Here is a 24,865-nt window from a genome sequence, read left to right on the forward strand (position 1 = left end):
TTTATGGCGATTCTAATGGATGTAGGTAGGACATAATAAGTGTGGAGTCTGCTCAGGAGGGAAGACATTGCGTAATAACAAACATCGGCGTGTATTCAGCGGTCTTCTTATTTTATCTGCGGCTGTAGCTGTGTTGATCCTTAGGCTGGCGTGGGTTCAGCTAATTATGAAGGAACAGACGGTTCCTGGAACAAAATATACACTTGCGAAGATGGCGGAAATTCAAAGTGAACGGGAGACTGTACTGGATAGCGGTCGGGGACGTCTGTATGACCGCAAGAATGAGCCTCTTGCGGGGGAAACCATTTGGACGGCGGCTTTTTTTCCACAAGAGGAGATGGCTAAGAAATCTGTGACGAAGGTTGTTTACGAAGAAGCTAAACCCATGCACCGACTGGCGGAGATTCTGGGTGTCAGCTATGAACAACTGTTAAATAAGCGGTCGTCACTTAAAGAACCTTTACTATGGCCATCTTCAGTGGGAAAAGGACCACTCGCGTTGTCTCAGGCACAGGCAGAAGAAGTGAGTGCACTGGGGATCGACGGAGTAGGCGTGCTTCCTTTCGCACGCAGATATGATGGGATTTCTTCAGGTCGGCAATGGCTAGGCTATTTATCGGAAGCCACTATGCATGCTGGAGCTAAGGCTTCTCCTACGGGTCTTAGAGTTCCTATGACGGGAACGGACGGTTTAGAGAAGACATTAGAGCCTTTGCTTCAAGGGGTAGGACACACGGAAGCATATGTTCAAGTGGATGCGCGTGGGAATCGCCTTCCAGGCAGTCCCATTCAAGTTAAAGCTCCGGGCAATCCTTATTTCCCTCTGTCGTTATATACAACGATTGATAAAAAGCTTCAGGAGGGAATTGAGGAGCTTGCGCTCAAATCCGGAATGAAGGAAGGAGCCATAGTGGTGTTAGATACCGGGACGGGAGATATTGAAGCCATGGTATCTTTACCCTTTTATAATCCAGAGAAGATATCTCCGCAAGGCGGGGAGTGGAACAATCGGGCACTCCAGGCTGCCGTTCCTGGATCGATCTTCAAAATCGTTACAGCCGCCGCGGCCTTAGAAGCGGGTGTAACCTCCGCTGATGAGCTTTTTTATTGTTCAGGGCAATTTGAGAAATATGGATTGTCTTGTCTGACAGGAAAAGGACACGGACCCCTTACGCTGGCGCAAGGATTCGCCGTGTCCTGTAATACTGTATTTGCTGCTCTGGCAGAGCGCTTAAGCGGTATCCAGCTTCAATCAACTGCACTGGCGCTAGGACTCGGTAGAGATATCAGCTGGCAAGCCGAGAAGACACTTGGGTTTCCACTTCTAAAACCACTTTCCGGAGAGCAAAAGGGAACCATCTTTACTACCTTACTGCCGGATGACAAGGGAGCCAGGGTACAAACTGCAATTGGACAGCGGGATGTACAAGTCACACCCTTACAAGCAGCTAATCTTATTGTAACGCTACTGCACGGAGGTGAAGTAAGGGCACCAAGGATTCTGCAGCGAATCACATTTGCGAACGGGCAGAAGCTGGAGGAGCTGCCGGGACATCTGTCCCCTTCCTCAGCAGGGAGGATTTCTGAGTCTACAGCCCGCCAGTTACTGTCCATGATGCGCAAAGTTGTAACGGAAGGAACGGGAACCCGTCTACAAAGCACACACTGGCCTGTTGCAGGTAAATCTGGGACGGCACAGACGCTGGTTAAGGGCGTAGCACGCAACAATCAATGGTTTATCGGCTACGGTCCGGTGGATCACCCAAAATATGCTGTATCAGTTGCAGTAGAGAATGTCGCTCCGGATAGTCCGCATCTCGCCATTAAGCTGTTCGGTCAGATATTTGATTTATTATCGTCTTCTACAGAAGCTTGAGGCTCCGGAGGAGTAGCAGTGGCCTTGCCCTTAGATGAAGGGCCATTTGCAGCAAAGGGCGAAACGATAAACTCTTCTTGAGGCAAATAGATCCAGCTCTGAAGATATCCTTGTTGAATTAGTTCTTTGATCAGAATAAGCAGAATCGGCGACAGGATCAGACCGGCCATACCGAAAGCGGATGTGGACAGAATGACGAAGGACAGCATCAGAAAAGCAGACGATACGCCAATCGAATTCCCGGTAATCTTCGGTTCAAGCAGCTGTCTTACAATCAATACAATCGCCAGGAGTACGATTAAACCGATTGCTAATGAGGTATTGCCAACAATGAACAGATAGATGATCCAAGGGACTAAAATCGTCGTTACACCAAGGAGCGGCAAAACATCAAATACAGCACAGATAAGCGCCATAGTGATTTCGTTACCGGTCCTTAGTATGAATAAGCCAACCAGTACTATAACAAAGGTAATGCTGATCAGTATAAGCTGGGCTTTTAAATAAGAGCCGATGGCTTTAAAGACGTTGCCCTGCAAAAAAGCGTAAGCAGTTTTAAATGTTTTTGGCATTTTGTCATGGGCAATCTTGCGCCAATCTTTAATCTCCATACTAAGGAAAAATGCTAAAATAATGGCGATCCCAAAATTGGCCATGAAGGAGGAGAAGGATCCGAGCACACCGACCATATATTTTAGAAAAGTAACAAGCCATCCAGTAAGAACATTCGTGGCATCTTTAAAATAGCCATTTACTTTATCGGTAATATCCGGCGGCAAGCTTTCGATTTTTTGCTGAAGGTAGGTTGTGGATTCCACGAAATGTTGTTGCACCACATATGTATACTTAGGAAGGTTATCTTGAAAGTGAAGCGCTTGGATGGTGACCAATAGCCCAGCGCCAAATAACGTACCCAGAAGAACGATTAAGAACAGAAGCACTGAGATCGCTGAAGCGAATGGTTTAGCAAGCCCCCGTCGGTTCAAGAAACGGGCAAGCGGTTCAATAAGCAAAAATACAAAAAAAGATAGGAATACAGGTGCAGCTAACTGATACAATTTACTGAAGGCGAACATAACCAGATAGACCGTGAGGACAATTAATCCAATGTCGAAGAACGTGCGCCAATATTTTTTGTATAACGGCAGCATAGATATAAACAACTCCCTTTTTTAATAAGTTGATAGGTCAGCTTGAATACATTGTACATGATTTTACCTAAAAACCGTCTATTTCTTTGATACATGTGTTAAAATAGGGGGTAACGTATTTTTTATCTAACTTCACTTGGCCGTATCACAGGTTCTGCTTGCAGACGTAAGGCGAGCCAAAGTCAACTCTGGAAAAGCGAGGAATTCATATGCAGACTTTGCTGCTCTGGTTATTTTATATCTCATCTTTTTATGCTTTTATCCCGGGTATGATTAGCCGCATTTTTGGTTACCGTGTCTTTCGTAAAGGAACTGGGCGAAATGAGTTCGCGTTGACCTTTGATGATGGACCTGACCCTCGATTTACACCGTTACTTCTGGATTTATTGAAGAAGTATGATGCAAAAGCAACCTTTTTTGTAGTAGGATCTAACGCTGAACGTTATCCGGATCTTATTAGGCGGATACATGAAGAGGGACATCTTATTGGAATTCATAATTATGTTCACAAGACGAACTGGCTCATGCGGCCCGCAACCGTTCGTCGGCAGATTCAGCGCACGAATGATATTATCTACAACATAATAGGCGAGCGTAGTACTTATTACCGTCCGCCTTGGGGGATTGTCAATTTGTTCGATATTTCCAAGCGTCGCCAAGTTGAAATTGTTCTATGGTCGGTAATGTTTGGAGATTGGCGTGAGAAGCTTGGTGCGCAGCGTCTCACTGAGAAGATGCTGGCGCGATTGAATCCCGGTGAAGTGATGCTGCTGCATGATAGTGGCACAACGTTAGGTGCCGATCCGGACGCACCCGAGAATATGCTTGTAGCCCTTGAACTGACGCTGCAGGAGGCCCAAAGAAGAGGACTGCGCAGCATTCGAGTGGATGACATGATCAAGATGGCGGAGAAATCACCGATTCGGCGTTTATCCTTTGGTAAACGAGTACTGGTCGGACTCTGGTTGGCTTGGGAGCAGGTATTCCAAGTGATGTTCCAGCTCAAGACGATTAACCCGGCCGATCCATTCATGCATTATCGAATGCGTAAATATCAGGGAGAGCCTGTTGAACTTGGTGATGGAACCTTGCTGAGTAAAGGTGATAAAGTCATTGAGCTGCATATTGATAACAGGCAATTATTCGAGTTAGGTATTCATTCTCGTTCTTCTGCTCAACTTGCGATTCGCATGATCCGCAGAATGGAGAAAGGGTTGCCAATGCTGGCAGAAGTTATTGCCGAAGATGTAAACCTCGCGCAAGCCAAAGCACTTTATGGGGTTAGTATGATTAACCGTGGGCCAGAGAAATTCGGCTTTAGTGTACATGATTTGCCCGATGGCATATTCGCACGCTCCACCAAGTTTTACTTAAAGATCCTGTTAAGTGTGATTCATCCAGATGGTGGTGCTAGGCTCAAGGAGCGTAGTGAGGTCCTTGTACCGAAGCTAATCCTGATGCCTGTCTCAGAATTGCTCAAGAAGATGAATAAGCAACTGCCTCATGATGAAAGGTCAGTAAGAAAACGTAAACTGCAGCAAGAAGAAGCGTTGTCACTTAATGATTCACTCACAGAAGTGGAATTGCCAGGGGCAACAGTAACGAATTGATTCATGATATTATTTAGTCTTATATAATGAACCGTAATATAGATGCCTCACAAACCAGAAATGGATTGTGGGGCGTTTTTTCTTGTGCCCAATAAAAAAGAGCAGTCCGACCATAGATTATCTAAGGTAGACTGCTCTTGTATGCCAGGAACAACTAGAACTCGGATTTGCTAATTAAATCTTCAGTACTGCACCGTTACTTGCGTTGGTAACCATTTTGGAATAGCGAGCCAGGTAACCAGTCTTAACTTTAGGCTCAAACTCTTTCCAGCCCGTACGGCGAACCGCTAATACTTCTTCGTCAACCAGGAGTTCAATCTTGCGATTGTTGAGGTCGAGTTCAATGATGTCTCCATCTTCAACAAAAGCGATCGGGCCGCCTTCAGCAGCCTCTGGAGAAATGTGCCCGATGCTAATTCCGCGGGAAGCCCCCGAGAAACGTCCGTCTGTAATCAGACCAACCTTAGCACCAAGACCCATCCCCACGATTTGCGATGTAGGAGCTAGCATTTCCGGCATTCCCGGTCCACCCTTTGGACCCTCATAACGGATAACGACTACATGGCCTTCTTTAACCTTACCGTTAGCGATACCTTCGAGTGCGGATTCTTGGGAATCAAAGCAGATCGCAGGACCTTTGTGATATCCACCAACAGAAGCATCTACTGCACCTACTTTAATGATGGAACCTTCAGGAGCCAGGTTACCGTATAGGACGGCGAGACCGCCTCTTTCGGAATAAGGGTTATCGATCTTATGAATAACGGAAGTATCTTGGATCTCATGTCCGATTACGTTCTCGGCTAATGTTTTGCCGGTAACCGTCATGCAGTCTCCGTACAGAGCACCTGGTTTCTTCAGCAATTCATTCAAGACGGCACTAACGCCGCCTGCGCGGTCCACATCTTCGATGAAAATATCGGATGCTGGAGCCAGCTTCGCCAAATAAGGAACACGGTTAGCCACTTCGTTAATGCGTTCAAGCGGATAATCGATACCAGCTTCTTGAGCCAGTGCAAGGGTGTGTAGCACCGTATTGGTGGAGCCACCCATTGCCATATCCAGTGCAAAAGCGTTATCGAGTGATTCTTTAGTTACGATATCTCTTGGTTTAAGGTCTAACTTAATCAGTTCCATCAGTTGAGTGGCAGATCTGCGTACAAATTCTCTGCGCTCATCAGCTACAGCTAGGATGGTACCATTACCTGGCAATGCCAGTCCAAGTGCCTCTGCCAAACAGTTCATGGAGTTGGCAGTGAACATTCCTGAACAAGATCCACAGGTAGGACAACCGAATTGTTCTAATTCAAGCAACTCAGCATCATTGATTTTTCCGACTTGGTGAGCACCTACGCCCTCGAATACGGAGGTAAGGGAGAGTTTTTTACCTTTACTGTCTACGCCGGCTTTCATTGGACCACCACTTACGAACATCGTTGGGATGTTGACACGCAATGCGCCCATCATCATTCCCGGTGTGATTTTATCGCAGTTAGGGATGCAGACCATGCCATCGAACCAATGCGCGGAAACGACAGTTTCCAAGGCGTCAGCGATGATCTCACGGCTTGGTAGTGAATAACGCATGCCGATATGTCCCATTGCGATACCGTCATCAACGCCGATCGTATTGAATTCGAAAGGAACGCCGCCAGCTTCACGAATCGCTTCCTTAACGATCTTACCGAACTCTTGAAGATGCACATGACCTGGAACAATATCAATATAGGAATTGCAGACCGCAATAAACGGCTTTCCGAAATCTTCTTCTTTTACTCCGGCTGCACGCAGGAGACTACGGTGTGGAGCACGGTCAAAGCCTTTTTTAATCATGTCTGAACGCATTTTCTTAGCTGCCATATTGACATTTCCCCCCTAAATAAATTGCAATGAAATATAGTGTCGCATTAACGCAATGAACTCCAAGGACCTGCGTATATACGGTTTATAGAATGAACGGGGACGAGCTTCCTAGAGAAGAAGGCGAAGCCGATTCTATAAAAAATGCCGCTGTTTTGGTATAAACGGTTCCCGCCTATAATGAACGGAGAAGTCATTGTTATTAGTGAGTCTATCACAAAGAGCACGTTTTTTCTACCGGACAATGTGAAGTTTCTCATGAGGAGACCGACCTTAAATAGTATAAAAAAACCTATCCGCAAGGGGATAGGCCACTTATAATGAGCGCCTTAAGGCAACACGCTGCAGGGTGATCATCCAGCCAACGGGGGGCTCAACAATAGGATGCAGCAGCCTTTTTACACTTGGTTGGGCTAAGAGAATGGTCAGTAAGATTGCAGAAAGCACCAATAACATGGCACCTATAGAATGGTTGATATAAGCGTACAGGCCAGAAACAGCAGCAAAACGAACGATAAATCCGTGAAGTAGAAAAACATATAACGTACGGGAACCCCAGTCAGTCAGCCGGCTAAGCGAGTAAGGAATCCACCCCATAAACGCAAGTGCAGCAGTGATTTGTAGCCCGTAAACGCCCAGACGATAAATTCCTGCGTACCATTCTTGAAGCCCAAGCTGCATGTAGGTCATACTTCCATAAAGCCAGCCTATCGGCAAGTCTGATCCCCAAGATGCAAACAGAAGAAATAGAAGGATGGAGACTGCGGCAGCGGTAATTTTAATCCATTTTTGAAAAAAGCGAGAAAAGGACTGGAACGAAAAATGATAACCTAATACGAAGAATGGCAGGTATACAAAAGTGCGGCTAATGCTGAACCATACGCCATCAAGCTGTAGGTACCCAACGGCAATTCCAGCGGCGACAGCAAAAATGAATTGAGTGGCAGGAGCCCATTTACGCATCCCGATCATCAGTATACGCCAGAAGGCATGACTTGCCAGGAACCATAAGAGCAAATAGGGGGCGAAAAAGGAATGATGGATACCCTGCACCTGATATATGGTGGCGTCCAGCACAGAGTAGAGGCTTTGAAAAATAATGTACTGCAATCCGATTTGCATGATAATGCGACGGCCTTGTGTACCCGTAAGGTGTTTATTGGCAAAAAAACCTGTAACGAGCACGAAGAGCGGCATATGAAAGCTGAAGATCCACATATATAAGCTATGCAAGCTGCTCATTGAGCCTATCAATGGTTCTATGGCGTTTCCAACAATTACAGTAACAATGAGAACAAAACGTAAATTTAGAAAAAAGGTCTTTCCAGGCGTGTCTAGCGAGTTTTCTCCTACCATGACTTCCCCCCAAAGATGCTTGATGCTTTAATTTTAAAATACAAGATTTTCTTCAATTGAATTGTGAATTAACTCACTATTGAAAGCGTTGTCATTAGTGCCAAATGTGGCGATGTGTTGAAGGTTGTTAGAACAGTGGGTTTCTACTATAATTTTCTTATATGCAGTAACATCCGGGAGTGGAGCATGTTGAAGAAAAGAATAACTAAGCGTCGTATTGGTTTAATTGTACTAATCATTCTTGTTGTAGCCGGATTGCTGTTGTGGAAATATTTAACTCCGTATGCACCGGCTGAAGAAGCAGAAACTGCACTGATTTCAAGTGGTGGAGTTACAGTTGAACAGAATGAAAACTGGATTTCGTTCGAACCCTCCATTACTAAGGGGGCCTCGATCATATTTTACCCTGGAGCTCTGGTGAAACCAGAAGCTTACTCCCCACTGGCGAAGGGCATTGCTGCTGCGGGGCATCCGTTCTACATCGCTAAAATGCCGCTTAATTTAGCAGTAACAAAGGGCGATGCTGCAGAAGAGATTATTCGTGTGCATCCAAAGCAATCTTTTGTTCTAGGTGGGCATTCGCTTGGGGGTGTCATGGCGTCACGTTATGCGATTGAGCATGCGGACCAGCTGGAAGGTGTGTTTTTCCTGGCTTCTTATCCAGATGAAAAAGGTAGTCTGCGTGAGACTACTTTGTCAGTATTGTCGGTAGTGGGTACAGAGGATCAGGTTATTGACAGAGACAGCTACAACAAAGGACGTTCCTATTTGCCAGATAATACGGTTTATAGTTCAATCGTCGGTGGAAATCACGCTCAGTTTGGAAGTTATGGACCACAAAAAGGAGACGGGAAAGCAACCATTTCCGAAGAAGAACAGCAAAATGACACTGTGCGAGCCATGCTGGATTGGCTTGGGAATATCAGGTAGCCTTCGGTCTTTCCAACAAAGGGAGGATATTTATGCCGGAATTACAGATTAACGATGAATGCATTCCCTGTTCAGGAATATTGTTCGACAAAGATGGCACGTTATTGGATCTATTAGCCACTTGGGGGAATTGGGCCGAGCTTGTACTATGTGGGATGGAAAATCAGCTTGCGATTATGGGAACTGATTTTATCGTGGATCGGAGTAAAGTGCTAGGTACCCAGCATGATGCTGCAGGAAAGTTGATTGGTTATGATCCAGCAGGGCCGCTCACCATGGCTACAGAAGAAGAAAGTTATGGTGTGCTTGCATGGCAGCTGTATGCTGCGGGTGTTCCTTGGAATGAAGCGTTGACCCGTGTAAAGAGTATAGCTAAGGACGCTATGTATGAATTACGCAAACGCCGCACGGCACAACCTCTAGAAGGGCTTCTTCCTTTTCTGGAACAGTGTGCGGCTGCATCACTCAAGCTAGGGGTGGTTACCTCAGATGGCGCAAAGACCACTCAGGAGCATCTGGATTGGCTTGGTATTGCTCATTATTTTCATTCGGTAGTTACAAGAGACAGAGTATTAAACGGAAAACCCGCACCTGAAATGGCTGAATTAGCCTGCGGGGAGCTGGGGCTGTCTCCTGAAGTGACGATTATTATTGGTGACAGTAATGCAGATATGCAATTGGGTAAAGGTGCAGGCTTACGCCTCGCCGTTGGAATCTCCAACATGGGTGATGGAAATCACTTGATTGACGCAGATGTGATTATTTCTAGCTATAATGAGTTAAGGATCACCTACTGATCAGCATACTAATGGAAAGGATGTGCTACAACATATGGATCAATTGCAGACACTTGCTTCTTGGATTAAAGACTGTGACAACATCGTTTTTTTCGGAGGGGCAGGTACATCAACAGAGAGTGGGATCCCGGATTTCCGCTCGGCAGCAGGATTATACCAGACTCAGCACAATTCACCTTATCCGCCTGAAGTGATGCTGAGCCGAACTTTTTTTATGTCCTCACCGGACATTTTTTTTGATTTTTACCGCAGTAAAATGATTCATCCCGATGCTCGTCCGAATGGCGCACATCTGCTGCTTGCAGAGTTGGAACGACAGGGCAAGCTTAAGGCAGTTATTACGCAAAATATTGATGGCCTACATCAGCTGGCGGGTAGCCAAAAGGTACTTGAGCTGCATGGTTCCATTCATCGTAACTATTGCATGGACTGCTCACGTTATTACGGGTTGGAGCAGCTCCTAAGTACCACTGAGATCGTCCCTCGCTGCCCCGAATGTGGTGGCATTATTAAGCCGGATGTTGTGCTATATGAAGAAGAATTGGACCACTCGGTGCTGGTGAGTTCTGTCGAAGTGATAGCAGATGCAGATATGCTTATGATTGGTGGAACCTCTCTTACGGTCCAGCCTGCGGCTAGTCTAGTCACTTATTTCCGGGGCAAACGTACGGTGCTGCTGAATGGCGACCCGACACCTTTTGATGATCAAGCTGATCTTCTGATTACAGATCGGATTGGGAAAGTACTCGGCAGTGTAAAGGATCTGCTTGGTTAGAAGGGATAATCTCATCGCTTGTCGGTTGCCAGATTATTATTGCGCTTAGTAGTTTAAAGATAAGGTAGTACAGAAACAGCGCGTAATGAGAGGCAGGGATAAGCAATGGTATATGTAGCAAATGAAGCACGATATGAAGACATGCGTTATAACCGTTGTGGGAACTCAGGTCTTAAGCTTCCGGCAATCTCATTAGGACTTTGGCAGAATTTTGGTGGAATTGATACTTACGAGAATGGCAGAGAAATGATCACTCGTGCTTTTGATCTTGGAATTACTCATTTTGATCTAGCCAACAACTATGGACCACCAGCGGGTTCAGCAGAAGAGCTCTTTGGGAAAGTGCTTGCAAGTGATATGGCTCCATATCGAGATGAAGTGGTGATTTCTACAAAAGCAGGGTACAACATGTGGCCCGGTCCTTATGGCGAATGGGGTTCGCGTAAATATATGCTCGCTAGTCTGGATCAGAGTCTGAAGCGGCTGGGCATAGATTATGTTGATATCTATTATTCGCATCGGCCGGACCCGGAAACACCACTTGAAGAAACCATGCAGGCATTAGACCATGCTGTGCGTTCCGGCAAAGCTCTGTATGTAGGATTATCTAACTATACCGCGGAGCAGACGCTCGAAGCGGTTAGAATCTTAAACAGCTTAGGAACGCCGCTCTTAATTCATCAGCCGAGTTATTCTATGCTCGATCGCTGGATTGAGGGGAGTTTACAGGGTGTGCTGGAACAGAGCGGAGTTGGCAGTATCGCTTTTACACCTCTGGCTCAAGGATTGTTAACCAATAAGTATTTAAATGGAATCCCAGAAGGATCAAGAGCGGCCAAACCCTCTGCTGCGTTAAATGAAAGCCGAATTACACCGGATGTGAAGCGCAAGATCCACGCGTTAAATCAGCTTGCTGTTTCAAGAGGCCAGAGTTTGGCGCAGCTTGCACTAGCTTGGACACTACGTGATGGGAAGGTTACTTCTGCATTGATAGGGGCTAGCAGAGTTAGTCAGATTGAAGAGAATATAGCTGCACTTCAGCATTTGGAGTTCTCGCAGGCAGAATTGGATCGCATTGAGACTATTCTTCAAACGGAGAATGGAACTGGATGAAGACGTAGGTGAAGGGATGAGCTGCATCGATGGAGTTGCTTCAAGATGAGAACAAGGTGAAAGAGTGGGCCGAAGCCAACTCTGAATCTATAGGCTTAAATAGGTCGAAGATTGAGGCTAAGTATATTTGGAATCCTGGAGGGTTTGTAAACCAATCTTATCGCATAACGGATGGTCAAACCTTTCGTCATTTAAAACTCTCGCAAGAACAAAAAGCAGTGGGACTTAAACAATGGGTTAAGATCAGTGAACATTTGACTTATAATTACAAGGCACCACGGTTGATTAGGGAGATTACACAAGAAATAACATCTGGTTATTCTTATGGTTTAGTGTTTGATTTTATCGAAGGTAAACCATTAAGCTCCATTTCCGATCCACTGCCAGTGGTTGAAAAGGTTCTGAGGTCCCTTCATCAATTACATGCGGATAAAGGAATTAGGATGGCAGTTGTAAGTGAGGATGAGGACTACAATTATGCCGCCGCATTTACTGACGAATACATCAATCGATTTGAAGAAGATCTGCAAATTATTAGAGCGGAAAAGCATTTGCTGGACTTCGTAACGGCGGACACTTTAGATTGGTTCGATACAGAAGTGGAAGCTTTGAGAATTATGGTTAGTCAGCACCCTTCTTTTCAGAGAAAGGCGTCGGACATCGTACACAATGATGTGAATTGGCAGAATATCTTAGTCAATGATAATAATGAATTTTGGATTATTGATTGGGATGACCTTACGGTTTTTGGAGACGCTGCAATGGATTATTCCGTACTACTTTGGCCGCTCTATAAATCAAAAGATTGGACTTACTGTAGGGATCTAGTTATTGATTTAGCAGGCCTTGCAATATTGGAACGGATTGAGTTTTATTTTAGAGCGAAGCTCCTTGATGATGTGATTGATGTTCTCGCTGACTATGTTGAAGCGGAGCAAGTGCCAGAACTGAAGGAAATGGCTCAGAAAAGGGCAAAAGAGATACATCTTCGTGCTTACCCTGAATATCTGAGTCTATATGCAACATAACCGAAGCTAACTGAAAGATCAGCTTAATAAAGGGATTCACATATTGGACTTGCCTAATATGTGAATCCCTTTTTCAAAGGCTTCCCTTACTGATTTGTCTTTTTTACATGTCTAGTCGTTGTGAGACGGTAAGCGGTGGGTGACTGAGCACAAAACCGTTTGAATTGGCGTGAGAAGTATAAAGCATCGGTGAGCCCCACGGATGCTGCTACCTGTTCCACGGACAGCTCGGGCCGTTCACGCAGCAGCTGTCTGGACTTTTCAATGCGCAGCTTCAGCAAGTAGGTCACCGGAGATAATCCGGTCTCTTGCTTAAATACACGGGATAGATAGGCCCGGTTATAGCCAAGAGTATCACACATTTGTTCAATGGATACTGGATGAGCATATTGGGAGGCCATGTAGTGGATCATTTGCTTCACAGTACGCTTAACCTGCGATTCAGCTCCAGGAAGACGGGAGAAGGAAGAGAGTAAATCTGCGGCTTCACCTACAATGAGATAAAGATACCCTAGAGAAGTTAGGTGTGCACTTTCTTTGTTTGCTTTGAAGGCTTGCATGATACTGGAAAGGGCACCTGGGATGACGCTATCACCCGTTGTAGTCACCACAGGTTTTTGAGGTGTAAAGCCTGTCTGCAGCACGAGGCTATCAGTCTCACTCCCAGTAAAAGCTGCCCAGCGATAGCACCAGGGCTGATCTTTATCCGAAACATAACTGACCAGCTGTCCTGGATGAATAAGGAAGCAGTCACCTTTTCCCAGTGCATATTGATGATGTTCAGTACGGAAAACACCTGAGCCAGACTCTATAAAGTGAAGTAAATAATAATCGTAAATCTTAGGGCCAGCTTGATGCATAGGAATCGTCTGACTTTGACCAGCAAACAGTACATGGAGATTTTGTTTATCGTAATATACGGGATTAGATCCTACGGAATAAGTATGCTCCATTTGAGACAGCCTTTCTTGTGTTATTGTCATTTTATGGCTTATAGTTTAGGGTGTATCAATTATTTGTGTAATTATTATATTATGGGAAGTCACATTTATCCATACATTACACACATGATTGCATTATCAGAGGATGATTGATTCTATTATAATGAATACATAAAGAACGCTTTACTTATTCCCACTGGCTGAAGCAGCGAAAGGATGGAGTGGCATTAATGAGCACACAGGAACTTAAAAAGAAATTCATCGAAAAGTACGGGGTAAGCGAGCAAGAAGCTCAAGTATTTTATGCACCAGGCCGTGTTAATCTCATTGGAGAGCACTTGGATTATAACGGTGGATACGTGCTGCCGGCAGCTTTGGAATTCGGAACAACATTGATTGTCCGCCCACGCAGTGACAGCAAAGTGAATTTTGCATCTACTAATTTTCCTTATGAAGCGTCTATTGATTATAGTGAAATTGGCAAGGCCAAAACTGGAGAATGGATCGACTATCCGGTTGGAGTAATGGTTGAATTGGAGAAGAAAAGCACTCCAGTATCTAAAGGTTACGATCTGCTGTTCCATGGTGATATTCCGAATGGCGCAGGCTTGTCCTCATCGGCTTCGCTTGAAGTCGTGACTGCTTATGCTTTCCTAACTCTCGAAGGCGGCGACACGGATACCGTTGAGATTGCACTCTTGTCTCAGCGTGCTGAGAACCAGTACGTAGGTGTAAACTCCGGAATTATGGATCAGTTCGCAGTTGCTAATGGCAAACGAGATCATGCAATCCTGTTAATGTGCGATACGCTTGAATATAATCTGGTACCTTTCATCACTGGTGCTTACAAACTGGTTATCGGCAACACGAACAAACGCAGAGGACTTGTAGATTCCAAGTACAATGAGCGTCGTCAGCAGTGTGATGAGGCTTTGTCTATTTTGCAAAAAGAAGTGCCTTCACTAGCTTATCTGGCACAGCTCAATCGTGAACAATTCGAAGCACATCAAGATAAAATCACCGATGAAATTGTTAGACGCCGCGCTCGCCATGTTGTGGAAGAGAATCAACGTGTACTAGAATCCGTTGAGGTCTTAAAGAACAATGACCTGAAGCAGTTTGGACAGTTCATGAATGACTCACATACTTCCTTGCGTGATTTGTATGAAGTTAGCTGTGAAGAGCTAGATATTATGGTTGAAGAAGCACAGCGTATTCCTGGTACACTGGGTTCCCGTATGACTGGTGCAGGTTTCGGTGGCTGTACTGTGTCCTTGGTACATGAAGATGATGTAGAACGTTTCATTCGTGAAGTAGGCGAGGCATATACCACAAGATCTGGTTTGGTTGGTGAGTTCTACGTTTGCGGCATCGGTAATGGTGTCCAAGAATTGAAGGGAGTGTAATCAAATGGCAATTTTAGTAACAGGTGGAGCAGGGTATATTGGATCTCATACTGTAGCAGAGCTGTTGGATCGCGGCGAAGAAGTGGTTGTCATCGACAATCTGCTAACAGGGCATCGTGAGGCGCTACTGGGTGGCAAGCTGTACGAAGGCGATCTGCGTGATAAGGAGCTGCTTGGCAAGCTGTTCGCCGAGAATGAGATTGATGCGGTTATCCATTTTGCAGCAAGCTCTTTGGTTGGTGAAAGCATGAAGGATCCAGTGAAATATTATGACAACAACGTATACGGCACACAATGCCTTTTGGAAGCTATGCAAAAAGCTGGCGTGAACAAAATCGTATTCTCGTCTACAGCTGCAACCTACGGCGAACCGGAAAAGGTGCCGATTGAAGAAACAGACCGTACCGAGCCAGCAAACGTATATGGCGAAACTAAGCTGACTATGGAACGCATGATGGCTTGGTTTGATAAAGTACTGGGTATCAAATATGTAGCGCTTCGTTATTTTAATGCTGCAGGTGCACATGCTAGTGGCAAAATCGGTGAAGACCATCGTCCGGAAAGTCATTTGGTTCCGCTGGTATTGCAAACCGCTTTGAAGCAACGGGAGAGTATCGCCGTATTCGGAGACGACTATCCTACAGAAGATGGTACTTGTGTGCGCGACTACATTCATGTTAGCGATCTGGCTGACGCCCATGTTCGCGCAGTAACTTATCTGCGTAGCGGAAGCAACAGTAATATTTTTAACTTGGGAAATGGACTTGGCTTCTCGGTAAAACAGGTTATTGAAACTGCGAAGAAAGTTACAGGACTAGAAATCCCTGTAGTTATTCAAGAACGCCGTGCTGGAGATCCGGCAGTACTGGTAGCTTCCTCCGATAAAGCGCGCTCTATCCTTGGATGGAACCCTCAGCATGCTGACTTAGAGAATATCATTCAAAGCGCCTGGAACTGGCATTCTGCCAATCCGCAGGGGTACGGAGAATAAGGGGCTTTAGATAGCTTAACTAGAGCATGAGACCCTACTTAAGGAGAATTGAAAATGCACAACGAGAATAAGGTTACGCCTGCTGGCCAGAAAGCCTTACATGCGATTGAACAGCTAGTTCTGTTCGCACTACGTGAGCAGCTCATTGCTCCATCAGATGAAGACTATAGCCGTAATGTGCTGCTAGATCAGTTCGGATTTAGTGAGCCGTTCGTCGGCGAGATCGATCAAAGTCCACTTACAGGTCCACAGGTTCCACTGGATGCACTGATTGATTATGGTTTTGAAATCGGATTGATTCCAGAGAATAGCGACACTTACCGTGACTTGCTGGATGCCAAGATTATGGGACTCCTAATGGCCCGTCCATCAGACGTAAATGCGGAGTTCAACCGTTTAGCTGCTGAAAAAGGTATCTCCGCGGCTACAGATCGCTTTTATAAATTAAGCATAGATTCCAACTATATCCGGATGGACCGGATTTCCAAGAATGTCTACTGGCTGCAAGATTCGCCTTACGGTGACATCGAGATGACAATCAATTTGTCCAAGCCTGAGAAGAGTCCGAAGGAAATTGCTATGGCCCGCTTGCTCCCGCCGCCGGTCTATCCAAAATGTCTGCTGTGCCGCGAGAATGTTGGGTATGCTGGTCGGGTTAATCATCCGCCGCGCCAGAACCTGCGTGTCATTCCACTTCAGCTGAATAATGAGAAATGGCTCTTTCAGTATTCGCCATATGTTTACTACAACGAGCACTGTATTGTATTCCATCATGATCATGTGCCAATGAAGCTTACCAAGGATACCTTGAAGCGGCTACTTAGCTTCGTGGAATCTTTCCCGCACTATTTTATTGGCTCGAATGCAGACTTGCCGATTGTTGGCGGATCGATTCTGACGCATGACCACTTTCAGGGTGGACGTCACACCTTCCCTATTCAGAAAGCGCCTAAGGAAGATACGTTCACGCATGCATCTTATCCGGGTGTCAGCATTAATATCGTAAAATGGCCTATGTCCGTATTACGTTTGAATGGTGACGATCCAGCGGTATTGCTGGAGTGTGGCAATGCACTTTATGAAGCTTGGAAGGCGTATAGTGATCCTGATGCAGAAGTGTTGGCATTCAGCGAAGTTGATGGTGAAGTGCAGCCTCATAATACCGTTACTCCAATCGTTCGTCGGGCAGAAGATGGCAGCTTCGAGATGGATCTCGTGCTGCGTAACAACCGGACTAACGAGCAATATCCTGAAGGGATTTTCCATCCCCATCGGGAGATGCACCATATCAAGAAGGAAAATATCGGCTTGATTGAGGTTATGGGACTCGCAATTCTGCCAGGTCGTCTGAAGGAAGAGCTCGATTCTATTGCGAGCATCCTTACAGGAGATCAAGCACTATTAGAAGCGGTGAAGAATGATCCTAGTCATCCACTTGCGCAGCACGCTGCTTGGGTTCAGGAGCTTGTAGAGCGTTTCGGAACGGCATTACAGCATGAAGAAGCCGTCAAGATTGTGCAGAACGAAGTCGGCATCAAGTTTACACATATTCTTGAACACGCGGGTGTCTATAAACGGACTCCGGAAGGGCAAGCTGCTTTCCGTCGTTTCGTGAAGAGCTTCGGCGCGATCTAAAGTTTGGAAAAAAGATGTCCTTAAGCCTGTAGGCTTAAGGACATCTTTTTTTTTAGGTTATATATTTGGGGTCCCCGCAAAGTACCTGAGTTTGCATCGAAGTAAAGCACCACTTTGTGGGGATATTTATGTGGCTTGAAGCTAATCCATTTGAATGCGGCAATTCAGAGGTTTATAATACGAGTGAGCAAAACATTCTGAAATAACTAATGGAGGTTTACACATATGCGTAATTTTGATTTTTATAATCCTACCAAGCTGATTTTTGGACAGGGTACGCTGGAAGCGTTGAAGACTGAGGTTCCTAAGTGCGGCAAGAATGTATTGTTGATGTACGGTGGCGGTAGTATCAAGCGTAGCGGTCTGTACGATAAGGTAATGGCTGAGCTGAGTGCAATAGATGCTGTGGTTACTGAACTCTCAGGCGTAGAGCCGAATCCACGCCTTTCCACCGTACATAAAGGTGTAGAGCTGTGTCACGAGCATAATATCGACCTCATCCTCGCTGTAGGCGGCGGTAGTGTGTTGGACTGTGCTAAAGCAGTTGCTGTTGGGGCGAAATATGAAGGTGACATGTGGGACTTTGTTGAACGTAAGGCAGCTGCTCAAGATGCTCTCCCACTCGGTACAGTGCTGACGATGGCAGCTACAGGATCAGAAATGAATAGCGGCTCTGTAATCACCAACGAAGTGACCAAGGAAAAAATGGGCTGGGGCAGTATTCATGCATTCCCTGCATTTTCGATTCTTGACCCAGAGAATACCTTCACTCTGCCACGTGATCAGACGGTCTACGGCATGGTAGATATCATGTCTCATGTTCTGGAGCACTATTTCCATACTGATGGCAACACACCGGTACAAGACGGCTTCTGTGAGACTTTGCTACGTACGGTGATCGAAACCGCACCGAAGCTTATTGAAGATTTGAATAATTACGAACTGCGTGAGACGATCATGTATTGCGGCACAATGGCGCTTAACGGTATGGTTAGCATGGGTTTTGCAGGAGATTGGGCGACTCACAACATCGAGCACGCAGTATCAGCTGTATACGATATTCCACACGGTGGAGGCCTGGCCATTCTGTTCCCACAATGGATGAAATATAATATCGATACTGATCCTGCCCGTTTCCGCAAGCTTGCTGTAAACGTGTTTGGAGTTGATCCTGCGGGCAAGAACGATAAGGAAATAGGGCTGGAAGGAATTGAAGCGCTGCGTAGCTTCTGGGATTCCATTGGTGCACCGAAGACACTCGCTGATTATGATATTGATGACAGCGAGATCGGCAGTATGGCTGATAAGGCGGTTCGTTTCGGACCGTTTGGTAATTTCCGCAAGCTTGACCGTGAGGATGTAGTTGAAATTTATAAAATGGCTTTGTAAGTAAATTCTTCTACGAAAGAGACCCTTCGTCTTTAGTCTAGAAGATGTTATAGAACGTCAAAGAAGTGATTCTTCCATAATGGATGAATCGCTTCTTTGCGTTTATGCTCTACTGTGGATTTCTCCTCAACATCGTCCCTGATCTCCGCTGCTGCTGACCGCATTTTTCGTGCGTTTATCCTCAGAATGGAACTTTTATGGGTAAATATCCAAAGTTTGTGAAACCAATGACCTACTTTATTCGTTTAAAGTAATATGACAGTCCTGAATGAAGACAGGAGGAAGTAAATATGCAAACGCTGTATTTAGGCTGCTTGGCGCTAGGCGTCATATTTGCCATAGTCAGCGTCCTGGTGGGTGATGTGATCGGAGATGCTTTGCATGGAGTCTTTGATTTCGTATCCGTAGATTTTCTGAATCCCACCGTACTGGCAGGAGGAATAACCGTGTTCGGCGGAGCGGGCATTCTTCTAACCCGGTACAGCGCTCTGGAAGCTGGGGCGATCATTGCTTTATCTTTGTTAGCCGCCGCTTTTTTGGGAGTACTTATGTATCTAGGGGTGGTTAAGCCCATGGAAAAAAGCGAAATGTCCAATGGTTTCTCTATGAGTGATCTGCCTGGCAAGATCGGGGAAATCACAATTCCTGTTCCCGCCACGGGTTATGGTGAGATTATGGTAAAGTTTGGCGCCGGCAATAGCCTGCATACGGCAGCAAGCTTTGATCATGAGCTGCTTCCGGCAGGGATTAAAGTTGTTGTAGTGGAGGTTAGAGAAGGCGTTGCATTGGTGTCAGAATTCGAAAAGAGAAGAGGAGTGGATCTTTAATGTTCGGTATTCCTGAGTATTTGTTAGTCCCTGCTGTTGTCGTTGCTGTTTTGTTTGTGCTAGGTATCGCATTCTGGGCACGTTACAAAACTGTTGGACCAGATGAAGGGATGATCGTAACGGGGTCGTTCTTGGGGAAAAATCATATTTCAGACGATGGATCTGGTCGTAAAATAAAGATAGTACGTGGGGGCGGGGCATTTATCCTCCCTATCTTTCAGAAGGCTGAATTTATGTCGCTTCTTTCTCATAAACTCGATGTGACGACCCCGGAAGTATACACCGAACAAGGGGTTCCGGTTATTGCTGACGGTGTAGCGATTATTAAAGTGGGTAGCTCGACTGAAGATGTGGCGACAGCCGCTGAGCAATTTATGGGCAAACCGATTGAAGCGCTGAAGAGCGAAGCACAAGAAGTTCTTGAGGGTCATCTGCGGGCCATTCTCGGTTCGATGACCGTTGAGGAAGTATATCGTAACCGTGACCGTTTTGCGCAAGAGGTTCAAGGAGTAGCGGCACGTGATCTTAAGAAAATGGGTCTGCAAATTGTTTCCTTTACTATCAAGGATGTACGAGACAAACATGGATATCTTGACGCATTAGGTAAACCGCGGATAGCTGCAGTGAAGCGGGATGCAGAGATCGCTGAAGCAGAAGCAGTGCGGGATGCGAGAATTCAAAAGGCAAACGCTGAAGAGCAAGGGCAAAAAGCAGAACTGCTGCGGGATACGAATATCGCCGAAGCCTCCAAGGAAAACCAGCTTAAGGTGGCTGCGTTTAAACGGGATCAGGATACAGCGAAAGCGGAAGCCGACCAGGCTTATCATATTCAAGAGGCACGTGCAAAGCAGACCGTTGTTGAAGAACAGATGAAGGTTGAGCTGGTACGTAAGGAACGTGAAATCGATTTGCAAGCCAAAGAAATTCAAGTTCGCGAGAAGCAGTACGACGCAGAAGTTAAGAAAAAAGCGGAAGCGGATCGTTACGCAGTAGAGCAAGCGGCGGAAGCTGATAAGGCGAAGAGAATGCGTGAGGCAGATGCCTTGCAATATAGTATTGAAACGCAAGCTAAAGCGACAGCTGAGCAGAAGCGTCTTGAAGGTCAAGCGATGGCGGATGCAGAGCTGGCTAAAGGTACAGCGGATGCTGAGGTTATCCGGTTGCGCGGTCTAGCGGAAGCAGAAGCCAAAGAAAAGCTGGCGGAAGCTTTCCAGAAATTCGGCGAAGCAGCCGTGCTCGATATTATCGTCAAAATGCTGCCTGATTTGGCTGGCCAAATCGCGAAGCCGCTGGCATCCATTGATAAGCTTACGGTTGTAGATACCGGTAATGGTGAAGGTGCGGCACGTGTCAGCAACTATGTAACCCAGTTGATGTCTACGGCTCCTGAGATGCTGAAGAACGTCTCTGGAATTGACGTAGAGGCCCTGATTAAAGGGCTGACGACTAGATCCTCAGGGTCAACTGGAAGCAAGGCTGTTCCGGTCACACCAGTGACCTCCATACAACCTCCAGCAGCATCGGGGGGAGCGAGCAAAGCTTCAACTTCTGTGGCTGAGCAACCTGAGGACTAGTTAAAGCAATAACTACTATAGAATGATTTAACTTAAGGTAAGCTCGGTGATTGCTACCGGGCTTACTCTATGTTTTGGGTCTTAGCTATAGAATAGGAGAGGTGCGCGAGCGTGCAACTAACTTTAGATCATATCCATAAAAGCTTCGATGGTAAACAGGTGATTAAAGATGCAGACTTCACCTTTGAAAGAGGGAAGATCTACGGGCTGCTTGGACGGAATGGAGCAGGTAAAACTACACTTTTCAATTGTTTGAGTGGTGAGATCCAAATGGATAGCGGAGCTGCCTTTATTGGTGAGAAGGATAGTGTCCGTCCGCTTCGTGACGAGGACATCGGATATGTATTTTCCCTACCCATTTTGCCTGAGTTTCTGACAGGTTATGAGTTCGTAAAGTTTTATATGGACATCAACCGTGAAAAGATCGATCCGAATAAAAGCATTGAAGATTATTTTTCAATTATTAAGTTTGAGGAAGAAGATCGGCACCGGCTGATTAAGGGTTATTCCCACGGGATGAAGAATAAAATTCAAATGCTCTGCTTTATCATTACTCGCCCGCCTTTGATTTTATTAGATGAGCCTTTAACTTCTTTTGACGTGGTTGTGGCTCTTGAGATCAAGAAATTGCTGCGTGAGATGAAGCAGGATCACATCATTATTTTTTCTACGCATATTTTGCAATTAGCCGCCGATTTATGTGACGAGTTGGTTATTCTAAATCATGGAACCCTTCAAGAAATTCCGCGTGAGACTCTGCAAAGTCCAGAATTTGAGGAGCAAATCATAGCTTTACTTCAGGATGGCAACAATGATTAGTACACTTCGCAGCATTCAGAGGATTAGAGGTTCGTCCGGAGCCAATCGGCTGATTTACTATTTCAAAAAGCTGCCTGTTCTTGGCAAACTTTTAAAAGGGGATATTTACTCTAACATTGCACTAAAACAAGTCTTCGCTGGGATAGTACTTGCATTGAGGGTAGTGTGGGGGTTTTTAGGCAAGTTCGCCTATTTGGGAATTGTGATCTATTTGCCAATCGTCCTTACACACAAAGAATTGCCGCTCGCCGAACAGTATGCATTGTTCTTACATATTTTTATAGTTCTGAGCTTTATAGTGGCTGGGGTTTCGAATGTATTTATATTAGAGCCCAAACGGGATAAATATATCTGTGTGAAGCTGATGAGAATTCCGGCGAAACAGTATATGCATGCTACGCTTTTGCTTAAAGGGCTAACGTTCTTTATATATTTTTTTCCGGCATTAACCGTGTTTGCGGGGATTTTTGGGGCACCGCTATGGCATGGCGTATGGCTAACACTACTGTTAACGGCCTGGAGAATAGTCACCGAGGCGCTAAATCTTTGGTTTTTTGACAAAAAAGAAATTGTGTTAGTTAAAAAGATGAGCTGGGTGTGGACGGTGATTGGCCTAGGTGGCCTACTTGCCTATGTGCCTCTTTATCTAGGATATGCTTTTGTAAATGATGCGACAGGATTTAGTGTCCCAGTGAGTTTTGTGATTGTTGTACTTGGAGGAATTGCAGCTGTGTATATTGGGAAATATCCTAACTATCGCAGTGCTGTAGATGTCGTTACCAAGATAGATGATCCATTGCTGGATATGAACCGGATGATGAAAGAAGCGAGGGTGGCAGATGTTCAGACCAAGGAGAAGGACTTTTCGTCGGAAGAACTTAAGGGGAAAGCTTTTCAAGGTAAGACAGGTTACGCCTACCTTAATGCTATTTTTTTCTCCAGGCATAAACGCTTGTTGATTCAACCCATCCAGAGGCGTTTAACGATCATTGGTGTGCTCTTTATAGTGGCTGTCCTAATGATGCTTATTTCGCCGGAGACTTCGTCCAAGTTTACAGCATATCTGCTCGGTGGACTTCCCTTTTTTGTATTTATAATGAACTATACCTCTATAGGTGAGCGCGTATGCAAAGCGATGTTTTACAATTGTGACTTAAGCTTGTTGCGCTATGGATTCTATCGTGAACAAGCTGCGATTCTGGACAATTTTAAGATTCGTCTTATTAAATTGAGTGGCCTTAATCTTATTCCTGCTGTCGCCATATGTTTAGCATGTACTCTGCTGTTTCTGCTCTCTGGTGCAGATTGGGGTTTGATGGATGCGGTGATCTTTTGGGTAACGATTCTTTGTCTTTCCTTGTTCTTCTCAGTGCACCATTTGTTCATGTATTATATCTTTCAACCGTACAGCACGGAGCTAAACATGAAAAATCCGTTCTTTTTTATCGTCAACAGCATTGTATTGGGACTAAGCGTCGCTTGTATCGGATTTCCAAAAGCATCGTTACTATTTACGCTAGTTGTTCTTGCGGGAACGATTGCTTATATGGTTATTGCCGTGACGTTGGTATACAAGTTCTCCAGCCGAACTTTCCGGGTAAAATAGAATGCGAGTGTTCTTCTAATATCGGAATGTTGATGATATGATGGTAACGAGAGTTTTTTAAAATATAAGAAAGTATAAGTTTCATGTTATACTTTATCCTTATATTTCACGCACAAACGCTTACCGTCCTTTAGGGACGCCAAAGGCGTTTTTTGCTTGATCATACCGTTTCATGTTGCGTTTGCTGCTTGGAAGTCAGGTGTTTAGAGATAAAAGAGGTGGCAAAAATGAGTAGCATAACTGTAGCAAAGGTGTTAAATAACAACGTTATCATTGCGGACCATCCCCAATATTCCGAGGTTGTAGTAATTGGAAAAGGGATAGGTTTTAATCGAAAATTGCATGATCGGATTAACCTATCCTCTGTGGAGAAGATGTTTATTCTCCGCAGCCAAGAAGAACAGGAACAATATAAACAGCTTCTTCCCCAAGTGGATGAGAAGTTGATTGAGATTGTACATGAAATTTTGTTATATATTATGCATAGCAGTAGTCAACCACTTAATGAGCATGTTCATATTGCACTCACTGATCATATCTCATTTGCTATACGGCGTTATGAACAAGATATCCCAATTCATAATCCGTTTCTGTATGAGACTAAGGAAATTTATCCTGAAGAGTATAAGATGGCAGAGTATGCGATTGAGCGGATTAATGAAGGCATGGGCGTGGAATTGCCTGTAGATGAGGTGGGTTTTGTTGCACTTCATATCGTTAGCGCGCTGAGTAATAGACAAATTTCCGAGGTCAGACAGCATTCTCTTTTGATTGGTGATTTGATCGGAATCGTAGAGAATAATCTCGAATATCGAATTCCACGTGATTCACTTGATTATTCGCGGTTGGTGACTCATCTACGATTTGTTCTAGAAAGACTGCGCCGTGGAGAATCAGTGCGGGAGACTTCTACGCTGGATGGTCTTATGAAACGAGAGTATCCCGAAATGTATACCTTGGCTTGGCAATTAACTAAGGTGATTGAGAACCGAGTTCGAATTCCTGTGTATCCAGCAGAGGTCAGTTATTTGACAGTTCATTTGCAACGTCTTGCCCAGAAGAAAGAGGATGAAGTGGATATGGAGACGAAGCGAGAAATATAAGGATAATGTATAAAGTGAAACTTATACTTTCTTATATTTTAAAAAAAGCTTGTCACTACAAAAAAACGGTGCTACAAT

General features: G+C 45.2%; 20 protein-coding genes. 16 read left to right on the plus strand and 4 right to left on the minus strand.

Annotated elements, in window-relative coordinates:
* Window positions 1–67 precede the first annotated feature (67 nt).
* Entirely contained in the window at window positions 68–1,876 is a 1,809-nt protein-coding gene (locus tag MKY99_RS07885; RefSeq protein WP_339269751.1) for a penicillin-binding protein 2, read from the plus strand.
* On the opposite strand, the gene MKY99_RS07890 is transcribed toward MKY99_RS07885, so the two are convergent.
* Window positions 1,837–3,027, minus strand: coding sequence for an AI-2E family transporter (locus MKY99_RS07890; RefSeq protein WP_149645806.1), 1,191 nt, complete (start codon window positions 3,025–3,027; stop codon window positions 1,837–1,839). The two genes, MKY99_RS07885 and MKY99_RS07890, sit on opposite strands and share 40 nt — an antisense overlap.
* 209 nt (window positions 3,028–3,236) lie before the next feature.
* On the opposite strand from MKY99_RS07890, the gene MKY99_RS07895 reads away from it, so the two are divergent.
* Window positions 3,237–4,637 carry a polysaccharide deacetylase family protein gene (locus MKY99_RS07895; RefSeq protein WP_339269752.1) on the plus strand — a complete coding sequence of 467 codons (1,401 nt, stop codon included), beginning with the start codon at window positions 3,237–3,239 and terminating at the stop codon, window positions 4,635–4,637.
* Between the two features lie 174 nt (window positions 4,638–4,811).
* Here the strand turns inward: MKY99_RS07895 and ilvD are convergent, their stop codons facing one another.
* Window positions 4,812–6,497, minus strand: coding sequence for a dihydroxy-acid dehydratase (ilvD, locus tag MKY99_RS07900; RefSeq protein ID WP_042125516.1), 1,686 nt, complete (start codon window positions 6,495–6,497; stop codon window positions 4,812–4,814).
* A gap of 315 nt (window positions 6,498–6,812) precedes the next feature.
* Window positions 6,813–7,853 (minus strand): fucose 4-O-acetylase, encoded by a 1,041-nt coding sequence (locus tag MKY99_RS07905; RefSeq protein WP_339269754.1) that lies wholly within the window; start codon window positions 7,851–7,853, stop codon window positions 6,813–6,815.
* Between the two features lie 186 nt (window positions 7,854–8,039).
* Here MKY99_RS07905 and MKY99_RS07910 point away from each other — a divergent pair, with 186 nt between their 5' ends.
* The 5 genes from MKY99_RS07910 (at window position 8,040) to MKY99_RS07930 (ending at window position 12,496) form a co-directional block, all read left to right on the plus strand.
* On the plus strand, window positions 8,040–8,783 hold the full coding sequence (locus MKY99_RS07910) for an alpha/beta hydrolase (RefSeq protein ID WP_076284247.1): 744 nt from the start codon (window positions 8,040–8,042) through the stop codon (window positions 8,781–8,783).
* Between the two features lie 32 nt (window positions 8,784–8,815).
* Window positions 8,816–9,580, plus strand: a complete 765-nt coding sequence (locus tag MKY99_RS07915; RefSeq protein WP_339269757.1) for an HAD family hydrolase — start codon at window positions 8,816–8,818, stop codon at window positions 9,578–9,580.
* Between the two features lie 34 nt (window positions 9,581–9,614).
* A complete protein-coding gene (locus MKY99_RS07920) occupies window positions 9,615–10,355 on the plus strand; it encodes an NAD-dependent protein deacylase (RefSeq protein ID WP_339269758.1) in 741 nt (246 codons plus the stop codon).
* A gap of 105 nt (window positions 10,356–10,460) precedes the next feature.
* On the plus strand, window positions 10,461–11,468 hold the full coding sequence (gene mgrA / locus MKY99_RS07925; RefSeq protein ID WP_076284244.1) for an L-glyceraldehyde 3-phosphate reductase: 1,008 nt from the start codon (window positions 10,461–10,463) through the stop codon (window positions 11,466–11,468).
* Between the two features lie 29 nt (window positions 11,469–11,497).
* On the plus strand, window positions 11,498–12,496 hold the full coding sequence (locus MKY99_RS07930) for an aminoglycoside phosphotransferase family protein (RefSeq protein WP_042186136.1): 999 nt from the start codon (window positions 11,498–11,500) through the stop codon (window positions 12,494–12,496).
* A gap of 86 nt (window positions 12,497–12,582) precedes the next feature.
* Here MKY99_RS07930 and MKY99_RS07935 read toward each other — a convergent pair whose 3' ends face one another.
* Window positions 12,583–13,479: an AraC family transcriptional regulator gene (locus MKY99_RS07935; RefSeq protein WP_339269759.1), complete on the minus strand. Its 897-nt coding sequence runs from the start codon at window positions 13,477–13,479 to the stop codon at window positions 12,583–12,585.
* Between the two features lie 188 nt (window positions 13,480–13,667).
* Between MKY99_RS07935 and MKY99_RS07940 the strand changes: the two genes are divergently transcribed.
* The 9 genes from MKY99_RS07940 to MKY99_RS07980 all read left to right on the plus strand — a co-directional run bounded on the left by MKY99_RS07940 (window position 13,668) and on the right by MKY99_RS07980 (window position 24,787).
* Complete coding sequence (locus MKY99_RS07940) at window positions 13,668–14,843, plus strand: galactokinase (RefSeq protein ID WP_339269761.1); 1,176 nt, start codon at window positions 13,668–13,670, stop codon at window positions 14,841–14,843.
* Window positions 14,844–14,847: 4 nt separating this feature from the next.
* Window positions 14,848–15,834 carry a UDP-glucose 4-epimerase GalE gene (galE, locus tag MKY99_RS07945; protein ID WP_339269763.1) on the plus strand — a complete coding sequence of 329 codons (987 nt, stop codon included), beginning with the start codon at window positions 14,848–14,850 and terminating at the stop codon, window positions 15,832–15,834.
* A 54-nt stretch (window positions 15,835–15,888) separates the two neighbouring features.
* Window positions 15,889–17,469 carry a UDP-glucose--hexose-1-phosphate uridylyltransferase gene (locus MKY99_RS07950; protein ID WP_339269765.1) on the plus strand — a complete coding sequence of 527 codons (1,581 nt, stop codon included), beginning with the start codon at window positions 15,889–15,891 and terminating at the stop codon, window positions 17,467–17,469.
* Window positions 17,470–17,694: 225 nt separating this feature from the next.
* Window positions 17,695–18,858 (plus strand): iron-containing alcohol dehydrogenase, encoded by a 1,164-nt coding sequence (locus tag MKY99_RS07955; RefSeq protein WP_339269767.1) that lies wholly within the window; start codon window positions 17,695–17,697, stop codon window positions 18,856–18,858.
* A 290-nt stretch (window positions 18,859–19,148) separates the two neighbouring features.
* Window positions 19,149–19,685: a hypothetical protein gene (locus MKY99_RS07960; protein WP_042186148.1), complete on the plus strand. Its 537-nt coding sequence runs from the start codon at window positions 19,149–19,151 to the stop codon at window positions 19,683–19,685.
* Window positions 19,685–21,259 (plus strand): flotillin family protein, encoded by a 1,575-nt coding sequence (locus MKY99_RS07965; protein WP_339269769.1) that lies wholly within the window; start codon window positions 19,685–19,687, stop codon window positions 21,257–21,259. Before MKY99_RS07960 ends, MKY99_RS07965 begins: the two co-directional genes overlap by 1 nt.
* A gap of 111 nt (window positions 21,260–21,370) precedes the next feature.
* A complete protein-coding gene (locus MKY99_RS07970) occupies window positions 21,371–22,078 on the plus strand; it encodes an ABC transporter ATP-binding protein (protein ID WP_339269771.1) in 708 nt (235 codons plus the stop codon).
* On the plus strand, window positions 22,071–23,684 hold the full coding sequence (locus tag MKY99_RS07975; protein WP_339269773.1) for a hypothetical protein: 1,614 nt from the start codon (window positions 22,071–22,073) through the stop codon (window positions 23,682–23,684). The genes MKY99_RS07970 and MKY99_RS07975 overlap by 8 nt, the downstream gene beginning before the upstream one ends.
* A 227-nt stretch (window positions 23,685–23,911) precedes the next feature.
* Complete coding sequence (locus MKY99_RS07980) at window positions 23,912–24,787, plus strand: PRD domain-containing protein (protein WP_339246209.1); 876 nt, start codon at window positions 23,912–23,914, stop codon at window positions 24,785–24,787.
* Window positions 24,788–24,865 lie beyond the last annotated feature (78 nt).

This window comes from Paenibacillus sp. FSL R5-0470 (assembly GCF_037975205.1).
In the GTDB taxonomy this organism is placed as follows: domain Bacteria; phylum Bacillota; class Bacilli; order Paenibacillales; family Paenibacillaceae; genus Paenibacillus_AQ.

What these genes read in the sequence shown, in the direction of transcription:
- MKY99_RS07965 (WP_339269769.1), top strand. Translation starts at nt 19,685, where the DNA reads ATGTTCGGTATTCCTGAGTATTTGTTAGTCCCTGCTGTTGTCGTTGCT.
- MKY99_RS07960 (WP_042186148.1), top strand. Translation starts at nt 19,149, where the DNA reads ATGCAAACGCTGTATTTAGGCTGCTTGGCGCTAGGCGTCATATTTGCC.
- MKY99_RS07920 (WP_339269758.1), top strand. Translation starts at nt 9,615, where the DNA reads ATGGATCAATTGCAGACACTTGCTTCTTGGATTAAAGACTGTGACAAC.
- MKY99_RS07975 (WP_339269773.1), top strand. Translation starts at nt 22,071, where the DNA reads ATGATTAGTACACTTCGCAGCATTCAGAGGATTAGAGGTTCGTCCGGA.
- MKY99_RS07980 (WP_339246209.1), top strand. Translation starts at nt 23,912, where the DNA reads ATGAGTAGCATAACTGTAGCAAAGGTGTTAAATAACAACGTTATCATT.
- MKY99_RS07915 (WP_339269757.1), top strand. Translation starts at nt 8,816, where the DNA reads ATGCCGGAATTACAGATTAACGATGAATGCATTCCCTGTTCAGGAATA.
- ilvD (WP_042125516.1), bottom strand. Translation starts at nt 6,497, where the DNA reads ATGGCAGCTAAGAAAATGCGTTCAGACATGATTAAAAAAGGCTTTGAC.
- MKY99_RS07950 (WP_339269765.1), top strand. Translation starts at nt 15,889, where the DNA reads ATGCACAACGAGAATAAGGTTACGCCTGCTGGCCAGAAAGCCTTACAT.
- MKY99_RS07940 (WP_339269761.1), top strand. Translation starts at nt 13,668, where the DNA reads ATGAGCACACAGGAACTTAAAAAGAAATTCATCGAAAAGTACGGGGTA.
- MKY99_RS07935 (WP_339269759.1), bottom strand. Translation starts at nt 13,479, where the DNA reads ATGACAATAACACAAGAAAGGCTGTCTCAAATGGAGCATACTTATTCC.
- MKY99_RS07910 (WP_076284247.1), top strand. Translation starts at nt 8,040, where the DNA reads ATGTTGAAGAAAAGAATAACTAAGCGTCGTATTGGTTTAATTGTACTA.
- mgrA (WP_076284244.1), top strand. Translation starts at nt 10,461, where the DNA reads ATGGTATATGTAGCAAATGAAGCACGATATGAAGACATGCGTTATAAC.
- MKY99_RS07930 (WP_042186136.1), top strand. Translation starts at nt 11,498, where the DNA reads ATGGAGTTGCTTCAAGATGAGAACAAGGTGAAAGAGTGGGCCGAAGCC.
- MKY99_RS07895 (WP_339269752.1), top strand. Translation starts at nt 3,237, where the DNA reads ATGCAGACTTTGCTGCTCTGGTTATTTTATATCTCATCTTTTTATGCT.
- MKY99_RS07955 (WP_339269767.1), top strand. Translation starts at nt 17,695, where the DNA reads ATGCGTAATTTTGATTTTTATAATCCTACCAAGCTGATTTTTGGACAG.
- MKY99_RS07890 (WP_149645806.1), bottom strand. Translation starts at nt 3,027, where the DNA reads ATGCTGCCGTTATACAAAAAATATTGGCGCACGTTCTTCGACATTGGA.
- MKY99_RS07905 (WP_339269754.1), bottom strand. Translation starts at nt 7,853, where the DNA reads ATGGTAGGAGAAAACTCGCTAGACACGCCTGGAAAGACCTTTTTTCTA.
- galE (WP_339269763.1), top strand. Translation starts at nt 14,848, where the DNA reads ATGGCAATTTTAGTAACAGGTGGAGCAGGGTATATTGGATCTCATACT.